This is a genomic window from Pantoea rodasii (genome assembly GCF_002095465.1).
Classification (GTDB): Bacteria; Pseudomonadota; Gammaproteobacteria; order Enterobacterales; family Enterobacteriaceae; genus Pantoea; species Pantoea rodasii.
This window is the reverse complement of the sequence record NZ_MLFP01000021.1, coordinates 20,579-39,808: the sequence shown is the minus strand read 5'-3', so window position 1 is coordinate 39,808 and position 19,230 is coordinate 20,579. Positions and strand designations below refer to the sequence as shown.

Genomic DNA, 19,230 nt, shown 5'->3' with positions numbered 1-19,230 from the left:
CGTACCGCTCCTTAAAGTCCGTAATCCGCCATATCCGGGCCAACCGGCACAATGCCGTTCGGGTTAAGCGCCTTAATCGAATAGTAGCCCTGTTTGATATGGTCGATATTCACTGTCTGACGCACACCGGAAACCGCCAGCATACTCTTCAGATAGCGATCGAGCAGCGGATAGTCGCGCAGACGGCGCAGGTTACATTTGAACAGGCCATGATAGGCAACGTCAAAGCGCACCAGCGTCACGAACAAGCGAATGTCGGCTTCGGTCAGGCGCTCGCCCAGCAGGAAGGTGCGGCCATCTTTCAGGCGTTGTTCCAGTTCGTCCAGCTGACTGAACACATCGTTAAACGCCTGCTGATAGCTGACCTGCGTAGTGGCAAAACCGGTACGATACACGCCGTTATTGAGACGCGGATAGATCGATTCGTTGATCGCGTCGATCTCAGCGCGCAGATCCTCAGGGTAAAGATCAAGGCTGTTGTCCGCCAGATCGCCAAAACCGCTGTTGAGCATGCGCAGGATGTCAGCTGACTCATTGTTCACTATGGTCTGGGTTTTTTATCCCACAGCACCGGCACAGTCGCGCGGCCGGTAAAGTCGGCATCAGCACGGGTATAGATTTCGTGGATATACTCGGCTTTGTTGAGCCAGTCACGATCGGAGCCAGGATAGTCACCGAAGTGCCAGCCTTGCGCACCCAGTTGCGGTTCCACCACCGATACGCTGATCACTTTTTCCAGCCCTTTCAGGCTGCGTGCGACCAGCGTGCGTGAGGCCCACGGGCAAATCAGCGCCACATAAAGATGATAGCGATCCGGCTCGGCGGAAAATTCGCTGGAGCCGTCTGCGGTAATCCAGTGGCGAAAACTGGAGGTCTGACGGACAAATCCGCCCTGTTTATCGGTGGCCTGAACCGGGTGCCACTCTGCGCTCCACTTACCGTTTACCAACATATGCTCGACTCCTCTCTGGTGATGGAGTGAGCATACCGCGCTGCCGGTTAGGTGATAATCCGGGCAAAACGGCTTTCATTGCTTCCAAATTGGAAGGAATTAGCCGGGCGGATGCTGCTGAAAATGGTCGGCAAGGAAGTCGATCAGCAGGCGGGTTTTCTGCGCCAGATGGCGGGCAGGGGGATAGAGCGCAAACAGGCCCATCGGCGGCGTGGAAAAATTTTCCAGCAACGAGACGATATCCCCGCGCTGCAACGCGGGTGCGGCGATAAAACCGGGCAGACGTGCGATGCCCAGTCCGGCGATGGCGGCTTGTAAACAGGCTTCGGTATTGGAGAAACACAGGCGGCCGCGAATCGGCATGGAAACGCTGTCGCCGCACGGCGTAACAAACGGCCAGTGCCACGGATCGCGGAAGTTGGTATCGCTAATACATTGATGCGTCGCCAGGTCGCGCCAGTGCTGCGGGGTGTTGTGCTGCAGCAGATAGCCGGGCGATGCCGCCACGCGGATGGGCACATCGCCGAGTCGGCGCGCAATCAAACTGCTGTCATCCAGCTTGCCGATGCGAATGGCCATATCAAAGCCTTCATCAACAATGTTCACCGCGCGATCCGAGAAATTTACATCCAGCTCAATCAGCGGATAGTGACGGGCAAATTCCACTAACACGCTGGCCAGCACCGCCGTGCCAAAGGTGCCGGGCGCGCTAATTTTTAATCGACCTGTCGGCGTTGTTGCATTTTCGCGCACCGTGGCATCCAGCGTGTCGAAGGCTTCCAGCAGGGTTTTCACCCGCTCGTAATAGGCGCGGCCCACTTCGGTGGGTGATAACGCACGCGTGCTGCGTTTAAACAGCTGCACGCCGAGTTCCTGCTCCAGCCTCGAAACCAGCTTGGATGCCTGACCGCTGCTGGTGCCCAGACGCTCCGCCGCCCCGGCAAAGCTGCCCACTTCCAGCACCGCAACAAACATACGGTCACAATCGAGACGATCCATGGCGGTTCCTGAACAGCGAAAAGGGTGAGTATACACATTCGTCAATGAGGCAGGATAAATCGTGCCGCTATCACTCGTTGCTAAACGCGACAATATGTCGCACAATCTTATCTATTGTACGTCTGGCAATGACGTATCGATGGAACCCCCCTCACAACAACGTATCGGGTGACGACAACAAGAGGTTTAAATATGGCAACCAGCGTCCGCTTAGACGATGATTTTGTTGAAGATGTGAGAACACATGCAGAAGCCATGAGCCGCAGCGTGCCAAAACAAATTGAGCATTGGGCGAAGATTGGCCGCATCGCAGAGGATAATCCCGATCTGACGTTCTCCTTCATCAACGAAATTTTACTGGCTAAAGCAGAAATGGATAACGGCAAGGTCAAAAAATATGTGCGCAGAAAAGACCGGACAGGAAGTTGAGATTTATCAGACTCGCCGTTTTGAGAAGGCTTTTAACCGCCTGACGGAACAGGATCAGGAGGCGTTGATGGGGAAATTGACCGCATCATTGCCAATCCTGAGATCGGTGAACGCAAAAAGGGCGATCTTCGTTATCTTTGGGTGCATAAGTTTTACCTGAGCAAGCAGCAATATCTGTTGGGTTACAGCTGGGTCGATCAGAGACTGGAAATCTATCTTCTGAGCCTGGGTACGCATGAAAATTACTATGATGACCAGAAGCAACATCGTAAAAACGACCTGAAACTCATCGGCTAACAGAATCGCTTCCTTATGCGGTGGAAGCGTCCTTTCCAATCCAAACGCCCCTCGGCGAGATTCATGCCAATAGACTGCCGATGTACATTCAGTGCGCCCCCTCTTTTCCCCTGCCACAAAACCTGTTGAACTAGCTGTTCGCCTTAAGCTGGCCGGGAGCCATGCATGTCTTTGCTTCACCTGTCATCGCTGGCGGAGATTTCCGCCCTCGAATGGGATGCGCTGTTACCTGACGATCAACCGTTTTTACGCCATGCCTTTCTTCTCACGCTGGAAGAGAGTGGCAGCGTGCGGCCGGAAAACGGCTGGCAGCCGGACCACTTACTGTGGCGCGAAAATGGCGTGCTGAGCGCCGCGCTGCCGGGCTATCGCAAAGGAAATTCTCAGGGCGAATACGTATTTGATCACGCGTGGGCGGATGCCTGTCACCGTGCCGGCATTCAATACTATCCAAAATGGCTGGGGGCGATTCCGTTCAGCCCGGTTACGGGTGCGCGTTTATTGGGTGAGCAAACCGCCGTCAGCCAACTGCTTGCAGCGTTGCCCGATGCACTGCTGCAAAACGGCCTGAGCGGTGCGCATATCAATTTCACCACGCCGTTTGCCAACGATGTGATGGAGCAGCAGCCCGACTGGCTGGCGCGTCTCGGCATCCAGTATCACTGGCACAACAAAGGCTACCGCGATTTTCAGGATTTCCTCGACACATTGATGTCGCGCAAGCGTAAACAGCTGCGTAAAGAGCGCGAGCAGGTGGCAAACAGCGGCTTTGAGTTCAACTGGTATCGCGGTGACGAACTCAGCGAAGATCAGTGGGATTTCGTCTACACCTGTTACGCCAACACCTATGCGGTGCGTGGTCAGCGTCCTTATCTCACCCGTCAATTCTTCAGCCTGCTGGCCGAACGCATGCCGCGATCGATTCGCGTGGTGATCGCCACACTGCAGGGCCATCCGGCCGCTATGGCGTTCTATTTGGTGGATGGTAACTCGCTGTACGGACGTTACTGGGGCTGTCTGGCGGAGTTCGATCGCCTGCATTTTGAAACCTGTTTTTACCAGGGCATGGATTTCGCCATTGCCGAAGGATTACAGCGTTTTGATGCGGGAGCGCAAGGCGAGCACAAACTGGTGCGCGGCTTCGAACCGCAGATCACTCATTCCTGGCACTACCTGTGCCATCCGGGATTGCGCGAAGCCGTAGAAGAATATTTGGTGCAGGAGCGGGCAGGGATCCGCGCCTATGCTATCGAAGCGCGCGAAGCCCTGCCGTATCGGCGCGGCGATTAATCCTCGCCGACAAAACCACCGGTCTGATGCTGCCACAGGCGCGCGTAAAGTCCATTGTGCGCCAGCAGTTCGCGGTGGTTGCCCATCTCAACAATCTCGCCTTTATCCAGCACCACCAGTCGATCCATTTTGGCGATAGTAGAAAGACGGTGCGCGATGGCAATCACCGTTTTGCCCTGCATCAGCGTTTCCAGGCTCTCCTGAATCGCCGCTTCGACTTCGGAATCCAGCGCGGAAGTCGCTTCATCCATGATCAGAATCGGCGCATCTTTCAGCAGTACGCGCGCGATGGCGATACGTTGACGCTGACCGCCGGACAGTTTCACGCCGCGCTCACCGACATGTGCATCCAGCCCAGTGCGGCCCTGTGGATCGGACAGCAGCGGGATGAACTCGTCAGCGCGGGCGCGGATAATCGCCGCCTGCAGTTGTTCTTCGGTGGCATCCGGACGCCCGTACAGCAGGTTTTCGCGGATCGAACGGTGCAGCAGCGAAGTATCCTGGGTGATCATGCCAATCTGACTGCGCAAACTCTCTTGCGTCACTTCGGCGATGTTGTGATCGTCAATCAGGATGCGCCCGCCGTTGATGTCGTATAGCCGCAGCAGCAGGTTCACCAGCGTCGATTTACCGGCACCGGACGGGCCAATCAGACCGATTTTTTCACCCGGTTTGATATTCAGGTTGAGACGATTGATCACCTGGCGGCTGCCGCCATAATCGAAGCGCACATCTTCGAAGCGGATCTGACCCTGCGTTACCTGCATCTTTTTCGCCTGCGGCTCATCCTGCACGCTGAGCGGTTGCGCAATGGTGTTCAGGCCATCCTGCACCATGCCGATATTTTCAAAGATGCCGTTCACCACCCACATGATCCAGCCGGACATGTTCACTAAGCGGATCACCAGGCCGGTGGCTAATGCAATGGCACCGACGCTGATCAGCGACTGGCTCCACAGCCACAGCGCCAGTCCGGAGGTGCTGACAATCAGCAGGCCATTCAGCGTCGACAGCGTGATATCCATGGTGGTGACCATGCGGCTGGCGTGCTGGGTTTTGTCGGTCTGCTCCTGAATCGCTTCACGCGCGTAGCGTTTTTCCAGATCGTTGTGCGCGAACAGTTTGATGGTGGCGATATTGGTGTAGCCATCGACGATGGTGCCCATCAATTTAGAACGCGCTTCGGAAGAGACCACAGAACGCTGCTTCACGCGCGGCACAAAGAAGCTCAGCGACACGCTATACGCGACAATCCAGATGATCAGCGGAATCATCAAACGCCAGTCGGCCTCGGCAAACAGCACCAGCGAAGTCACCGCGTAAATCACCACATGCCAGATGGCATCCACCAGTTGCACCGATGAATCGCGCAGGGAGTTACCGGTCTGCATGATGCGCTGAGCGATGCGTCCAGCGAAATCGTTCTGGAAGAAGTTCAGGCTCTGACGCAGCACGTAGTTGTGATGCTGCCAACGGATCATGCTGGTCATGCTCGGGTTAATGCTCTGATGCACCAGCATATCGTGGGCAGCAATCACGATGGGCCGCAGAATCAGCGCGACAAATCCCATCCATAACAGCACCTGCCAGTTGTCGGTAAACAGCGTGGCCGGAGTCGAGTGATTGACCAGATCGATGATGCGACTGAGATAGCTGAACAGCGCCACCTCAATCAGCGCCTGTGCCAGCCCGACAACCAGCAGGGCGACAAAGCTCGGCCACACCTGACGCAGGTAGTAGAGGTAGAAAGGCCAGACGCTGGAAGGTGGAGAATCGGTTGGTGCATCCTGGAAAATATTGATAAAACGTTCAAAACGACGATACAACATAAAGTCACTCTTCCGTTTGGTGAGAGTTAACAGCTTAGTGCAATTGAATAGGGATTACCGACATGGATCTGATCATTCGCGGTCGCGAACCGGCCGATGCGGCCGCTTATCAACGTCTTTACAGCCACCCCGAGGTGTATCGCTGGACCACGCAGCTGCCGTTTCCCAGCGTGCAAACCTGGCAGAAGAAGTTCGAAAACATGGATGCGGCGGGCTATATCGGTTTCGTGGCGGAGATTGATGGGCAAATGGTTGGCGAGCTAACGCTGTTTGTTGAACAGCGCCCGCGAACGCGCCATAGCATCAGTTTTGGTATTAGCGTCGATCCGGCATTTGGCGGTCGTGGTATCGGTGAGAAACTGATTCGCAACGCCATCGACTATGCGTTTAACTGGCTCGGCGTGGTGCGCATTGAGCTGGAGGCGTTTCATGACAATGCGCGTGCGATACGGTTGTACCAGCGCCTCGGCTTTGAGCAAGAGGGCGTGAAGCGTAAAGCCTGTCTGCGTGAAGGCGAGTATCACGATATCGTGGTGATGGCGAAACTGCGGGAGTGAGTTTTATGCCGTTTATGGGCAGGTGCGCATAAATGCGCACCCTACGGTGTAGGGTCGCCATTTATGGCGACCGTGAAAACCTTACTGGCTCTTCTCCACGTACTTCTGCATATTCTCTTTGGTCACCAGCTCAAACGGGATCCATACGTGTGAATCCACTTTCTCGCCTTTGATCAGCTTTTGTGCCACATCCACTGAGGATTTACCCTGGCCCACGGCATCCTGAAACACAGTGACCTGAATTTTGTCCTGCGACAGCGCTTTCAGGCCATCTGGCGTGGCATCAATCCCACCCACCAAAATCTTCTGGTTGCTTTTGGCTAGCGCCATCGCCGCACCAATCGCCATTTCGTCATTGTTGGCCGCGACAATATCAATGGCCTCGCCGTTGCCGATCCAGTTGAGCATCAAATCCATGCCTTCATTACGCGCATAGTTGGCGGGCTGTTTCTGCACCACTTTCATGCCCGGATATTTCGCCACCACTTGCTCGACATCTTTAGTACGTTGCAGCGCACCTGCATCGGTCAGGTTACCGATCATGATCGCCACGTTGCCTTTGTAGTTGGCCATTTTCGCCAGCGCTTCCATCTGCAAGGTGCCGGATTGACGCTCATCAGAACCGACAAACACCACCCCGCCGGCAGGGTTTTATCGCCCGGCGTGCGGTTGACGTACACCAGCGGAATCTTCGCCTGCTGTGCCAGTTTGGTCAGCTGTGGCGTACTGGCGGAATCCACCGGATCGACGATGATGGCGTCCACGCCTGCACCGATAAAGCTCTGCACCTGATCGGTCTGACGGCCGACATCACCGCGCGCATCTTCAAATTGCACATCGAGCCCGCGTGCTTTGGCCTCTTTATCAATCGACTGGCGAATCAGGGTTAAAAAGTTTTGGTCGAAATAGGCCATCGATACGCCGATTTTTTCGGCCAGCGCGGAAGCAGAACTGGACAGCAGGCCGAGCAACAGTATCGCCTTGAGGGTTTTCATCGCGGACTCCAGAGTAAGATTGTTATTAGAATGAAAGTTTCAATGATGTAAAAACGGATCAAAGAAATCATTTTCAGACTACGAGGCGACTTTGGCGCTGACAATCGTGATGATGTGAATTTGCTGAGAAGCGCACACTTTGCGCGTGGGTAGAGGATACTTTGCGACAGCAAATGGCGCGCAGGCAGAGGATGCTTTGCAGCCTCATAGTGATGTTGCGAAGCTTTTTCTCAGAGCTGGCGCACATTCCGGTGCGAAAGCCTCCGCTTATTTAAGCTTCTGTGCAGCGCCGCACCCTGCTTTGTGGCAGATGCCAAAACCAGCGCAAATTAACCGCGCGGATTCCTCCATTCGCACAATGACCAACGTGTATCTGGCTCTCTATAGTGGCTAAACAGTGAAATTAAAGCGGTATTCCTGCAGATCATCGCTTCGGAGCAGGATGCTCCTCCATCAAGAGGTTCAGCCATGTTACAAAGCAAAAACCGCAATCAGAACAGTCATGTGCGTATCTGGATCCTCTGTCTGATCCTGTTCCTGTCGGTGGTGGCCTATGCCGACCGTTCGATCCTGTCGATCTCTGGATCGGCGATCAAAGATGAGTTTGGACTGTCGGCGATCCAGTTAGGGTTGATCCTTTCGGCGTTTAGCTGGGCCTATGTGATCGGCCAGATCCCCGGCGGTATTTTCCTCGACCGTTTCGGCACCAAAAAGTCTACGGCGTGACACTAGCGCTGTGGTCCGTTTCCACCATTTTGATGGGATTTATCGGTGAGTTTTCCAGCGGCATGACCATGGCGCTGACATTGATGTTTGTGCTGCGCTTTGCGCTTGGCCTGATTGAAGCACCGAGTTTTCCGGCCAACGCCCGTACGGTGATCATGTGGTTCCCGGGCGCTGAACGTGGCCGGGCATCGTCACTGTTTGCTTCAGCGCAGTACTTCGCGGTCGCCATTTTTTCTCCGTTATCCGGCTGGCTGGTGTCACGCTTCGGCTGGGAGTGGCCGTTCTTTGTGTTGGGCGGCATTGGCGTGGTGGCGGTGTTCGTTTGGGGCTGGTATATGCGCAGTCCCAGGCAGCACCCGCAGGTGTCAGCCGCAGAGTTGAAATACATTGAGGAGGGCGGTGCGCTGGTGGATATCGACTCGGCGCAGACCCTGAAAGCCCGTGCGCCGCTGAGTAAAGCGATGTTCAAGACATTGCTCAGCAATCGCATGCTGTGGTGCGCTTATATCGGGCAGTATTGCATCATTGCGCTGAGCTACTTCTTTATCACCTGGTTCCCAATCTATCTGGTGCAGGCGCGCGGCATGAACATCATGGAAGCGGGCTTTGCCACCATAGCCCCGGCACTGTTTGGCTTTGTCGGCGGCATCAGCGGCGGTTACATCTCGGACAAGCTGTTGGCCAGCGGCTGGAGCCTGTCCTGGGCGCGTAAAACGCCGTATATCGTGGGTATGCTGATGGCCGCCTCGCTGATTCTGGCGGCGGTGATCCCGACCAATGCGGGCATTATCGCTATTATGTCGTTTGCTTTCTTTGGCAAAGGCGTGGCAGCGGGCGCGGGCACCTGGACCATTGTCAGCGATACCGCACCGAAAGAAGCCGTTGGTCTGGCGGGCGCGATCTTCAATGGTATCGGCAATATGGCCGGATTTATCACGCCACTGCTGTTTGGCATTATCGTCGGCTTGACCGGCAGCTACAGTATTGGATTAGTGTTTGTTGGCGCGCATTGTATCGTCGCGGCGCTGCTGTTCCTGCTGGTGATGGGCCCGATTGAACGTGTCGGTGACGAGCAGGATTCGTCTGCAACATCTTACGAAACTCAGGGGAAACAAGATGGGATCAAAGCCGTTTAACGTATTGCTGAAAGGGCCGCTGTTGCCGCAGCGGCTGCAGGATAATCTGGACGCGCACTTCACCACCTCGCGCTTGTGGCAGCAGGAAGATCAGGCGGCGTGGCTGGTACAACACGGCGCAAGCATTGATGCGCTGGTGACCAGCGGCAATGCGTTGATGGGCGCGAATGCGGCATTGCTGGCGCAGTTGCCTAATCTGAAGGTGATTTGCAGTAACGGCGTGGGCTATGACGCGATAGATATTGCCACCGCCGAAGCGCGGGGCATCGTGGTGACTAACACGCCGGGCGTGCTGAACAGCTGCGTGGCGGATACCGGCATGGCGCTGCTGCTCGACGTGGCACGGCGCATCAGCGCATCGGATCGTTATGTGCGCGCCGGTGACTGGCAAGCGAAAGGGCGCTATCCGCTGACCACCAAAGTGGGTGGTAAAGTATGCGGGATTGTCGGTCTGGGCGGGATTGGCAAAGATCTGGCGAAGCGCGCGCAGGCGTTTGATATGGATGTGCATTTTTACAACCCGCGTTCGCGCCCGGATGTGCCTTACACCCGCCATGAGTCGCTGTTGTCACTGGCAAAGCAGGCGGATTTTCTGGTGCTGACGTTACCGGGTGGCGCGTCTACGCATCATCTGGTGAATGCCGACGTGCTGCGTGCGCTGGGGCCGAAGGGCTTTTTGATTAATATTGCGCGCGGCAGCGTGGTGGATGAGCAGGCGTTGATTGCCGCGCTCGAAGCCGGCGAGATTGCGGGTGCCGGTTTGGATGTGTTCGAGCATGAACCGGCGGTGCCTGCCGCGCTGCTGCAGCGTGATGATGTCGTGATCACCCCACATCTCGCCAGCAGCACCCATGAAACCATGGCGGCGATGGCAGATTTGGTGTTTGAAAACCTGCTGGCGTTTTCGCAAGGTGAAGCGGTGTTAACGCGGGTGGTATAGCTTCTGTCGCAAGATAAATCACGCCGTTATAGTTAATTTCATTTTCAGATTGAGCTTCAAATCAAAATTCCTTTAAAATGTTAATAAATGCACTCCTTGTGAGTGCATGAAATCGGATTAAAGGGATATTATGAATCAGGCAAAACGTAAACCCACCAGTGTTGGTGATGTGCTGCAGTATGAGTTCCTCGAACCCCTTCACCTCAAAGTGAATGACCTGGCAGAAATGCTGAATGTGCACAGAAACACCGCCAGCGCGATGGTCAATAACAATCGCAAACTGACGACCGAAATGGCATACCGTTTAGCGGCCGTTTTTGAAACCAGCGTCGATTTTTGGCTCAATCTGCAGCGTTATCAGGACCAATGGGAGGTTGAAAACGATGCCCGCATGCAAGAAGAATTAAGTCGTGTCACGCCTTTGAGCACTTTTATGGCACAGCGCGGTATTCAGGTTGCCTGAAGAACTCCGGCAATAGTGCGATGCAGCATTGCGCGACAACGCTGCACAGATAGGCGTAGCGCTACGAATTTATTGCGCTAATCCAAATCCCTCCCCCTCACAGATCGCACAAATCACTCCTGAAGATTATTTGCTCAGCTGCCGATACCTCTCCTTACCATCCACTGATATTAAGGAGAGATATCGTGATAAAGCTGATTACCGTTGACGAACTGCGGCAAGGAATGTTCATCCACAAACTGGAGGTTTGGTGGCTCAAGGACAAACGCATTCGCAACCAAATGCTGATCACCGATAAACGCCAGATCGCGATGATCCGTAATGAAGGGATCCAGCAGATCTGGATCGACATCGATAAGTCGGTGCAGGCACCTGCGAAGCCTGCGCCGAAGAAGGCCATTCCGCAAACGTCGTTTTTCAAAGAGCTGGACCAGGCGCAAGCCATCTTCAATCAGGGCAAGCCACAGGTGCTGGCGATGTTTAACGAAGCGCGTATGGGGCAGGGACTGGAACTCGACTATATGCTGGGTCTGGTGGATGACATTGCCGGGTCGATTACCCGCGAACCGACTGCGCTGCTCAGCGTGGCGCGGCTGAAAAATCATGACGATTACACCTATTTGCATTCGATGGCGGTGTGCGGATTGATGATCTCATTAGGCAAGAAAATGGGTCTCGATGAGCATCAACAGCGGCGCGTTGGCATGGGTGGCTTACTGCATGACGTCGGTAAAGCGGCAGTGCCGCTGGAGATCCTCAATAAACCGGGCAAGCTGACAGAAGAAGAGTTCACTGTGATGCGCCAGCACCCGATTGTCGGTGCGCAGATGCTGATGGAAGCCGATGCCGGTGAAGACCTGTTGGATATCGCGCTGCATCATCATGAGAAAGTCGACGGCAGCGGCTATCCGCATGGGCAGAAAGGGGACGAGATCTCGCTGTTTTCCCGCATGGCCGCGGTGTGTGATGTCTATGATGCGGTGACCTCCAATCGTCCGTATCGCAAGGGCTGGACGCCCGCAGAAGCGATGCACAACATGCTGAGCTGGCGCGGCCACTTCGATAACACGCTGCTGCACGCCTTTGTGCGCACCATTGGCATTTATCCGGTGGGATCGCTGGTGCGACTGGCTTCCGGGCGCGTGGCGCTGGTGGTGCAGGCCGGTGAAAAATCGCTGCTGAAACCTAAAGTGCATGTGTTTTGGTCGCTGCATGCCCAGCGTGAAGTGAAGCCGGAAGAGCTGGATCTCGGTGACTCATTCTGCACCGACAGCATCACCGGTGCCGAAGACAGCGGCCTGTGGCAGAACGTCGACCTTAATCGCATCTGGGCGCTAGAAACCGCCTAATTCGACAGCATTTTTATACTTTCTTTACGCCGGATTCCCGCCTTTTTACCTCTTCTTTATACCGCTCCGCGCATGCTTGCAGCACTACCAAATCCTCTGGAGGTTGCTGTGAGCGTGGGCGTGATTGCCGGCATCGTGCTGGTGTTTATCTTGTTGGGCTACCTGATTTATGCCCTGCTTAATGCGGAGGCATTCTGATGGCGGCGAATGCGTTTTTACTGATTGCGGTCTATCTGCTGGTGCTGATGGTGCTGGCACAGCCGCTGGGGCGTTTTCTCGCTGTACTGGTGGCCGACAAACCGCTGCTGCCGCGAACCGAGCGGGCGCTGTGGCGGCTGGCCGGTGCTGATGGCGAGGCGATGCGCTGGCCACACTATCTGCTGGCGATCCTGTTGTTCAACGCGCTGGGTTTTATCCTGTTGCTGGCCATCCTGATGTTGCAGGGTTCGCTGCCGCTCAACCCGCAACAGTTGCCGAGTCTTAGCTGGGATCTGGCGCTCAACACCGCCGTGAGCTTTGTGACCAACACCAACTGGCAGGCGTATGCGGGCGAAAGCACCGTGAGCTATTTCAGCCAGATGGCCGGTCTCACGGTGCAAAACTTCCTGTCGGCGGCGACCGGTATTGCGGTGGCTTTTGCGCTGATTCGCGGTTTTGCTAATCGCTCACTGGCGACGCTCGGCAACGCCTGGCGCGACCTGACGCGCATCACGGTGTATGTCCTGTTGCCGATCAGCCTGCTGATGGCGCTGTTCTTTGTGTATCAAGGCAGCATCCAAACCTTTGAGCCTTATCACGCGCTTACCACGCTGGAAGGCGCGCGACAGACGTTGCCGCTCGGTCCGGTGGCTTCGCAGGAAGCGATAAAAATGCTCGGCACCAACGGCGGAGGCTTCTTCAACGTCAACTCGGCTCACCCGTTTGAGAACCCGACCGCGCTGACCAACTTTGTGCAGATGCTGAGTATCTTCCTGATCCCGGCCGCGCTGTGCTTCACCTTTGGCCAGCATCTGGGCGATCGTCGTCAGGGTCACATGCTGCTGTGGGCGATGAGCATCATGTTCGTGCTGGCGGTGATCACCGTGATGTGGGCAGAACTGCGCGGCAATCCGCACTTCCTGACGCTCGGTGCGGACAGCGCCATCAATATGGAAGGCAAAGAGACGCGCTTTGGCATTCTCAATTCCAGCCTGTTTGCGGTGATCACTACGGCGGCCTCGTGCGGTGCGGTGAATGCCATGCACGACTCCTTCACTGCACTGGGCGGCATGGTGCCGATGTGGCTGATGCAGCTGGGTGAAGTGGTGTTCGGCGGCGTTGGGGCCGGGTTGTACGGCATGCTGCTGTTCGTGCTGCTCGGGGTGTTTATCGCCGGTCTGATGATTGGTCGCACACCCGAGTACATGGGTAAAAAGATCGACGTGTGGGAGATGAAAATGACCGCACTGGCGATTCTGGTGACGCCTACCCTGGTGCTGCTCGGCACCGCGCTGGCGATGATGACCGATGCAGGGCGCGCCGGTATGGCGAATCCTGGCATCCACGGCTTCAGTGAAGTGCTGTACGCCGTCTCGTCGGCGGCCAATAACAACGGCAGTGCCTTTGCCGGATTGAGCGCCAACACCCCGTTCTGGAACCTGTTGCTGGCCTTCTGCATGTTGGTGGGACGCTTCGGCATCATCATTCCGGTGATGGCGATTGCCGGCTCGCTGGCGGCGAAGAAAATCCAGCCGGTGGGCAACGGTACGTTACCGACCCACGGTCCACTGTTTATCGCGCTGCTGATTGGCACCGTGCTGCTGGTGGGGGCTCTGACCTTTATCCCCGCGCTGGCACTCGGCCCGGTGGCGGAACATCTGCAACTCATTCAGGGATAACGGAATCATGAGTCGTCAACAACTGGCGCTGTTTGATGCAGCGCTGACGAAAACTGCCGTGCTGGATGCGGTGAAGAAACTCGATCCGCGCGTGCAGTTTCGCAACCCGGTGATGTTTCTGGTGTGGCTCGGCAGCGTGCTGACCTCGCTGCTGGCCATCGGCATGCTCACCGGCCACCTGAGCGGCAACGCCGGGTTTACCGCTGGTGTCGCGATCTGGCTGTGGTTCACGGTGCTGTTTGCCAACTTCGCTGAAGCGCTGGCGGAAGGGCGCAGCAAGGCGCAGGCCAACAGCCTGAAAGGCATCAGCAAAACCAGCGATGCGAAAAAGCTCGCCGAACCGCGTCACGGCGAGCAGTGGCAGCCGGTGGCGGCAGACACGCTGCGCAAAGGTGATGTGGTGCTGGTGGAAGCGGGTGACATCATCCCCTGTGACGGCGAAGTGCTGGAAGGCGGCGCGTCAGTGGATGAGAGTGCGATTACCGGCGAATCAGCGCCGGTGATCCGCGAATCCGGCGGTGATTTTTCATCGGTGACCGGCGGGACACGCATTCTTTCTGACTGGCTGGTGATCCAGTGCAGCGTCAATCCGGGCGAAACCTTCCTCGATCGCATGATTGCCATGGTCGAGGGCGCCAAACGCCGCAAAACGCCGAACGAAATCGCACTGACCATTCTGCTGGTGTCGTTGACTATCGTGTTCCTGCTGGCGACCGCTACCCTGTGGCCGTTCTCCGCCTACGGCGGCACGCCGGTGAGTGTGACGGTGCTGGTGGCGCTGCTGGTGTGTTTGATCCCGACCACTATCGGCGGTTTGCTGTCGGCGATTGGTGTGGCGGGGATGAGCCGCATGCTCGGTGCCAACGTCATCGCCACCAGCGGTCGTGCGGTGGAAGCGGCGGGCGACGTCGATGTGCTGATGCTGGATAAAACCGGCACCATCACGCTGGGTAACCGTCAGGCAACGCAGTTTATGCCCGCGCCCGGCATTACCGAGCAGCAGTTAGCGGATGCGGCGCAGCTGGCCTCGCTGGCGGATGAAACGCCAGAAGGGCGCAGCATCGTGGTGCTGGCGAAGCAGAAATTTAACCTGCGCGAACGCGATCTCAGCAGCATGGGCGCGAGCTTTATTCCGTTCTCGGCGCAAACGCGTATGAGTGGCGTCAACGTGCAGGATCGTTTGATTCGCAAAGGGGCAGTTGACGCCGTTCGCCGCCATATCGAAGCCAATAACGGCCGTTTCCCGGCAGAAGTCAACGCCAGCGTCGAAGAAGTAGCGCGCGGCGGGGGCACGCCGCTGGTGGTAGCCGAAGGCGCACAGGTGCTCGGCGTGGTGGCGCTGAAAGATATCGTCAAAGGCGGCATCAAAGAGCGTTTTGCCGAGCTGCGCAAAATGGGTATTAAAACGGTGATGATCACCGGCGATAACCCGTTAACCGCAGCTGCAATTGCCGCTGAAGCGGGCGTGGATGATTTTCTTTCAGAAGCGACACCGGAAGCCAAGCTGGCGCTAATTCGTCAGTACCAGGCGGAAGGGCGTTTAGTAGCGATGACCGGCGACGGCACCAACGACGCACCTGCACTGGCGCAGGCCGACGTGGCGGTGGCGATGAACTCGGGCACGCAGGCGGCGAAAGAGGCCGGGAACATGGTCGATCTCGACTCCAATCCGACCAAACTGCTGGAAGTGGTGCACATCGGTAAACAGATGCTGATGACGCGCGGTTCGCTGACCACCTTCAGTATTGCCAACGACGTGGCGAAGTATTTCGCCATCATCCCGGCGGCGTTTGCGGCCACCTATCCGCAGCTCAATATGCTCAACGTGATGCATCTGCATTCGCCGAACTCAGCGATTTTGTCGGCGGTGATATTCAACGCGCTGGTGATTGTGTTCCTGATCCCGCTGGCGCTAAAAGGTGTGAGCTACCGTCCAATGAGTGCCGCTGCGCTGCTGCGTCGCAACCTGTGGATTTACGGTGTCGGCGGACTCGTGGTGCCGTTTATCGGTATTAAAGCCATCGACCTGCTGCTAACGCTGTTTGGCCTGGTTTAAGGAGAAGAGAAATGAGTCAGTTACGTCCGGCTATTGTATTGTTAATACTGCTGACGCTGTTAACCGGCGCGGTGTATCCGCTGCTGACCACCGGCTTAGCGCAGTGGTGGTTTCCGTCGCAGGCCAACGGTTCGCTGATTGAGCAGGATGGCGCGGTACGCGGTTCCGATCGCATTGGCCAGGTGTTTACCCAGCCCGGCCATTTTTGGGGTCGTCCATCGGCGACCGGCGATGCACCCTACAACGCCCTGGCCTCCAGCGGAAGCAATCTGGCGGCGAGCAATCCGGCACTGGATAAAGCGGTGGCCGAACGCGTGGCTGCCCTGCGCACCGCCAATCCACAGGCTCCGGCTGCGGTGCCAGTTGAACTGGTGACCGCATCGGCAAGTGGGCTCGATCCTGATATTTCACCGGAAGCCGCACTGTGGCAGGCGCCACGTATCGCAGCAGCGCGCAATATGGCGCTGAAGGATGTGGAAGCGCTGATTGCACGCAACACCGAGCGTCCGCTGCTGCCGTTTATCGGTGAAGAGACGGTGAACGTGCTGCAACTGAATATGGCGCTGGATGCGTTGCAGGGATAATTGATTGATAGCGCGATTTATCGCGCTTTTCACGACGGATAACTGATGAACGACGAAATCACCCGCCCCGATCCCGATGCGCTGCTGCTCAACCACAGCGACAGCCATCGCGGTAAGCTGAAAATCTACTTCGGTGCCTGTGCGGGCGTGGGGAAAACCTTCGCCATGCTGCAGGAAGCACAGCGCTTGCGCGCGCAGGGTCTCGATGTGCTGGCGGGCGTGGTCGAAACCCATGAACGGGAAGAAACCGCTGCGTTGCTTATCGGCCTGGCGGTGTTGCCGCGTCGTGCCACCGGGCGTTCACGCCACGCTGAGTTTGATTTGGATGCAGCGCTGGCACGCCATCCGGCGGTGATCCTGATGGACGAACTGGCGCACACCAACGTGCAGGGTTCGCGCCATCCCAAACGCTGGCAGGACATTGAAGAGCTGCTGGAAGCAGGCATCGACGTGATCACCACCGTCAACGTGCAGCATCTGGAAAGCCTCAACGACGTGGTTGGCGGCATCACCGGCATTCAGGTACGCGAGACCGTGCCCGATCCGTTTTTCGACAGCGCCGATGAAGTCGTACTGGTGGATCTGCCGCCGGACGATCTGCGTCAGCGTCTGAAAGAGGGCAAAGTCTACGTCGGCGATCGCGCTGAGCGCGCCATCGAAAACTTCTTCCGCAAAGGCAACTTATTCGCCCTGCGCGAACTGGCCCTCCGCCGCACCGCAGATCGCGTGGATGACCAGATGCGTGCCTGGCGCGATCAGCAGGGCCGCGACAAAGTCTGGCATACGCGTGACGCCATCTTACTGTGCATCGGCGACGATACCGGCAGTGAAAAACTGGTGCGCACCGCCGCGCGTTTAGCCGCCCGTCTCGGCAGCGAATGGCATGCGGTGTACGTAGAAACGCCGCGTCTGAATCGCCTGCCGGAAGCGCGCCGCCGCGCCATCTTGCGCACGCTGCAGCTGGCGCAGGAACTCGGCGCGGAAACCGCCACGCTGTCCGATCCCGATGAAGCCCGCGCCGTGCTGCGTTACGCGCGCGAGCACAATCTCGGCAAAATCGTCACCGGTCGTCAGCCGCAACGGCGCTGGCGGCGCGACAGTTTTGCCCAGCGTTTGGGCCAGCTTGGCCCGGATCTCGATCTGCTGGTGGTGGCGCTGGATGAACCGGTACGCGATGCGCCGCATCCGCTGACCGGCCAGCGCGTCAGCAGCGAAAAGTGGCGGCTGCACTTGCGCGGCTGCCTGATGGCCATTGCGCTGTGCATGCTGGTCACCATTGTCGGCCGCTGGTTGCTGGTGGAATTTGACCCGGCCAACGGTGTGATGATCTATTTGCTGGCGGTGGTGCTGGTGGCGTTGCGCTACGGGCGCTGGCCGTCGGTGTTCGCCACGGTGATCAACATCCTCGCCTTTGACCTGTTTTTCGTCGCGCCGACCGGCACGGTGGCGGTATCGGATTTGCAGTATCTGGTAACCTTCGCGGTGATGCTGGCGGTGGGGGTGATCGTCGGGAATCTCACTGCCGGGGTGCGCTATCAGGCCAACGTGGCGCGCTATCGCGAGCAGCGCGCGCGGCATCTCTATGAGATGGCGAAATCCCTCGGCAGTGCCCTCACGCCGCAGGATATCGCCGCCACCAGCCAGCGGGTGATTGATGTCACCTTGCAGGCGCGTAGCCAACTGCTGCTGCCGGATGAGCAGGGCGAGTTGCAGGCGGTGGGTGACAGCACCATCGGTACGCCGCCGGATCTCGGCATTGCCAAATGGAGCTACAGCAAAGCACAACCGGCCGGTGCGGGCACCGACACGCTGCCTGCGGTGCCGTACCAGATTCTGCCGCTGAAAAGCGGTAATCACTGCCGTGGGTTATTGGTGGTGGAGCCGGAAAACCTGCGCCAGCTGATGATCCCCGAACAGCAGCGTCTGGTCGAAACCTTTACGGTGCTGATTGCCAACGCGCTGGAACGCATGGCGCTGTCGCAAAGTGAAGCCGCTTCACGGTTAGCGGCCGAACGTGAACAGCTGCGTAACGCGCTGTTATCCGCGCTGTCGCATGACCTGCGCACGCCGCTGACGGTGCTGTTTGGCCAGGCGGAAATGCTGATGCTGGATCTGGCCGGCGACAACTCAAAATATGTCGGCCAGGCGAACCAGATTCGTGAACAGACGTTAAGCACCATTCGACTGGTGAGCAATATGCTGGATATGGCGCGCATTCAGTCCGGCGGGCTTAATCTACGTGAAGAGTGGGTCGCGCTGGATGAAGTGATTGGCGGGGCGCTGAGCAGCATGGGGCCGTCGCTTAAAGGGCATGATTTTACGCTCGATCTGCCGCCGGAATTGGTGCTGATCAAAGGCGACAGCGCGATGCTGGAGCGGGTGTTTACCAACCTGATAGAAAACAGCCTCAAATATGCGGGTAATGCCGCGCAGCACGGTATTCGCGCCTGGCGAGACAAAGATCGGCTGGAAATTGCCGTGTGGGATAACGGTCCAGGAATCGCCGAAGAGAATATGACGCGCATTTTCGACAAGTTTGCGCGTGGCGATAAGGAATCGGCGGTGCCGGGCGTGGGCTCGGTTTGGCAATCAGCAAAACCATTATTGAATCCCATCGCGGACGCATCTGGGCGGAAAATCGGCCACAGGGCGGCGCGGCGTTTCGCTTATCGCTGCCGCTACCGGCAGCGCCTGAAATTTCTGAAGAAGCGCTGAAATAACTTCACACAAGTTCGGGTATACTCGGCCACT

13 protein-coding genes and 4 pseudogenes are annotated in these 19,230 nt (G+C 57.2%); 13 read left to right on the top strand and 4 right to left on the bottom strand.

Annotation, left to right across the window (positions count from 1 at the left end; genetic code table 11):
• Nucleotides 1-11 precede the first annotated feature (11 nt).
• Nucleotides 12-952 (bottom strand): annotated as a pseudogene (locus tag HA45_RS20325) (glutathione S-transferase family protein).
• A 99-nt stretch (nucleotides 953-1,051) separates the two neighbouring features.
• Nucleotides 1,052-1,951 carry a LysR family transcriptional regulator gene (locus HA45_RS20320; RefSeq protein WP_100701908.1) on the bottom strand — a complete coding sequence of 300 codons (900 nt, stop codon included), beginning with the start codon at nucleotides 1,949-1,951 and terminating at the stop codon, nucleotides 1,052-1,054.
• A gap of 192 nt (nucleotides 1,952-2,143) precedes the next feature.
• On the opposite strand from HA45_RS20320, the gene HA45_RS20315 reads away from it, so the two are divergent.
• The 3 genes from HA45_RS20315 to HA45_RS20305 all read left to right on the top strand — a co-directional run bounded on the left by HA45_RS20315 (nucleotide 2,144) and on the right by HA45_RS20305 (nucleotide 3,967).
• Nucleotides 2,144-2,380: a ParD-like family protein gene (locus tag HA45_RS20315; protein WP_100701907.1), complete on the top strand. Its 237-nt coding sequence runs from the start codon at nucleotides 2,144-2,146 to the stop codon at nucleotides 2,378-2,380.
• Between the two features lie 75 nt (nucleotides 2,381-2,455).
• On the top strand, nucleotides 2,456-2,677 hold the full coding sequence (locus HA45_RS20310; protein ID WP_366557360.1) for a type II toxin-antitoxin system RelE/ParE family toxin: 222 nt from the start codon (nucleotides 2,456-2,458) through the stop codon (nucleotides 2,675-2,677).
• Nucleotides 2,678-2,842: 165 nt separating this feature from the next.
• Nucleotides 2,843-3,967: a GNAT family N-acetyltransferase gene (locus tag HA45_RS20305; protein WP_100701905.1), complete on the top strand. Its 1,125-nt coding sequence runs from the start codon at nucleotides 2,843-2,845 to the stop codon at nucleotides 3,965-3,967.
• On the opposite strand, the gene HA45_RS20300 is transcribed toward HA45_RS20305, so the two are convergent.
• On the bottom strand, nucleotides 3,964-5,796 hold the full coding sequence (locus HA45_RS20300) for an ABC transporter ATP-binding protein (protein WP_100701904.1): 1,833 nt from the start codon (nucleotides 5,794-5,796) through the stop codon (nucleotides 3,964-3,966). The two genes, HA45_RS20305 and HA45_RS20300, sit on opposite strands and share 4 nt — an antisense overlap.
• 62 nt (nucleotides 5,797-5,858) lie before the next feature.
• On the opposite strand from HA45_RS20300, the gene HA45_RS20295 reads away from it, so the two are divergent.
• Nucleotides 5,859-6,353: a GNAT family N-acetyltransferase gene (locus tag HA45_RS20295; protein WP_100701903.1), complete on the top strand. Its 495-nt coding sequence runs from the start codon at nucleotides 5,859-5,861 to the stop codon at nucleotides 6,351-6,353.
• 81 nt (nucleotides 6,354-6,434) lie between these two features.
• Here HA45_RS20295 and HA45_RS20290 read toward each other — a convergent pair.
• Nucleotides 6,435-7,348 (bottom strand): annotated as a pseudogene (locus tag HA45_RS20290) (sugar ABC transporter substrate-binding protein).
• A gap of 468 nt (nucleotides 7,349-7,816) precedes the next feature.
• Here HA45_RS20290 and HA45_RS20285 point away from each other — a divergent pair.
• From HA45_RS20285 to kdpD, 9 genes and pseudogenes are all read left to right on the top strand, one after another.
• Nucleotides 7,817-9,210, top strand: a pseudogene (locus HA45_RS20285) (MFS transporter).
• Nucleotides 9,191-10,150 carry a 2-hydroxyacid dehydrogenase gene (locus HA45_RS20280; RefSeq protein WP_100701900.1) on the top strand — a complete coding sequence of 320 codons (960 nt, stop codon included), beginning with the start codon at nucleotides 9,191-9,193 and terminating at the stop codon, nucleotides 10,148-10,150. The pseudogene HA45_RS20285 and the gene HA45_RS20280 overlap by 20 nt, the downstream one beginning before the upstream one ends.
• A gap of 130 nt (nucleotides 10,151-10,280) precedes the next feature.
• Nucleotides 10,281-10,613, top strand: a complete 333-nt coding sequence (locus HA45_RS20275; protein ID WP_100701899.1) for a HigA family addiction module antitoxin — start codon at nucleotides 10,281-10,283, stop codon at nucleotides 10,611-10,613.
• 185 nt (nucleotides 10,614-10,798) lie between these two features.
• Nucleotides 10,799-11,962 (top strand): HD-GYP domain-containing protein, encoded by a 1,164-nt coding sequence (locus tag HA45_RS20270; RefSeq protein WP_100701898.1) that lies wholly within the window; start codon nucleotides 10,799-10,801, stop codon nucleotides 11,960-11,962.
• A gap of 108 nt (nucleotides 11,963-12,070) precedes the next feature.
• A complete protein-coding gene (gene kdpF, locus HA45_RS20265) occupies nucleotides 12,071-12,160 on the top strand; it encodes a K(+)-transporting ATPase subunit F (protein WP_100701897.1) in 90 nt (29 codons plus the stop codon).
• Nucleotides 12,160-13,839 carry a potassium-transporting ATPase subunit KdpA gene (gene kdpA, locus HA45_RS20260; protein WP_100701896.1) on the top strand — a complete coding sequence of 560 codons (1,680 nt, stop codon included), beginning with the start codon at nucleotides 12,160-12,162 and terminating at the stop codon, nucleotides 13,837-13,839. Before kdpF ends, kdpA begins: the two co-directional genes overlap by 1 nt.
• A 7-nt stretch (nucleotides 13,840-13,846) precedes the next feature.
• Nucleotides 13,847-15,895 carry a potassium-transporting ATPase subunit KdpB gene (kdpB, locus tag HA45_RS20255; RefSeq protein WP_100701895.1) on the top strand — a complete coding sequence of 683 codons (2,049 nt, stop codon included), beginning with the start codon at nucleotides 13,847-13,849 and terminating at the stop codon, nucleotides 15,893-15,895.
• 11 nt (nucleotides 15,896-15,906) lie between these two features.
• Nucleotides 15,907-16,479 carry a potassium-transporting ATPase subunit KdpC gene (gene kdpC / locus HA45_RS20250; protein WP_100701894.1) on the top strand — a complete coding sequence of 191 codons (573 nt, stop codon included), beginning with the start codon at nucleotides 15,907-15,909 and terminating at the stop codon, nucleotides 16,477-16,479.
• A gap of 45 nt (nucleotides 16,480-16,524) precedes the next feature.
• A pseudogene (kdpD, locus tag HA45_RS20245) lies at nucleotides 16,525-19,199 on the top strand (two-component system sensor histidine kinase KdpD).
• Nucleotides 19,200-19,230 lie beyond the last annotated feature (31 nt).

Excerpts from the sequence above, each read along its gene's own strand:
- kdpC (WP_100701894.1), top strand. The coding sequence starts at position 15,907 with ATGAGTCAGTTACGTCCGGCTATTGTATTGTTAATACTGCTGACGCTG.
- HA45_RS20315 (WP_100701907.1), top strand. The coding sequence starts at position 2,144 with ATGGCAACCAGCGTCCGCTTAGACGATGATTTTGTTGAAGATGTGAGA.
- kdpB (WP_100701895.1), top strand. The coding sequence starts at position 13,847 with ATGAGTCGTCAACAACTGGCGCTGTTTGATGCAGCGCTGACGAAAACT.
- HA45_RS20300 (WP_100701904.1), bottom strand. The coding sequence starts at position 5,796 with ATGTTGTATCGTCGTTTTGAACGTTTTATCAATATTTTCCAGGATGCA.
- HA45_RS20320 (WP_100701908.1), bottom strand. The coding sequence starts at position 1,951 with ATGGATCGTCTCGATTGTGACCGTATGTTTGTTGCGGTGCTGGAAGTG.
- kdpA (WP_100701896.1), top strand. The coding sequence starts at position 12,160 with ATGGCGGCGAATGCGTTTTTACTGATTGCGGTCTATCTGCTGGTGCTG.
- HA45_RS20295 (WP_100701903.1), top strand. The coding sequence starts at position 5,859 with ATGGATCTGATCATTCGCGGTCGCGAACCGGCCGATGCGGCCGCTTAT.
- HA45_RS20305 (WP_100701905.1), top strand. The coding sequence starts at position 2,843 with ATGTCTTTGCTTCACCTGTCATCGCTGGCGGAGATTTCCGCCCTCGAA.
- HA45_RS20280 (WP_100701900.1), top strand. The coding sequence starts at position 9,191 with ATGGGATCAAAGCCGTTTAACGTATTGCTGAAAGGGCCGCTGTTGCCG.
- HA45_RS20275 (WP_100701899.1), top strand. The coding sequence starts at position 10,281 with ATGAATCAGGCAAAACGTAAACCCACCAGTGTTGGTGATGTGCTGCAG.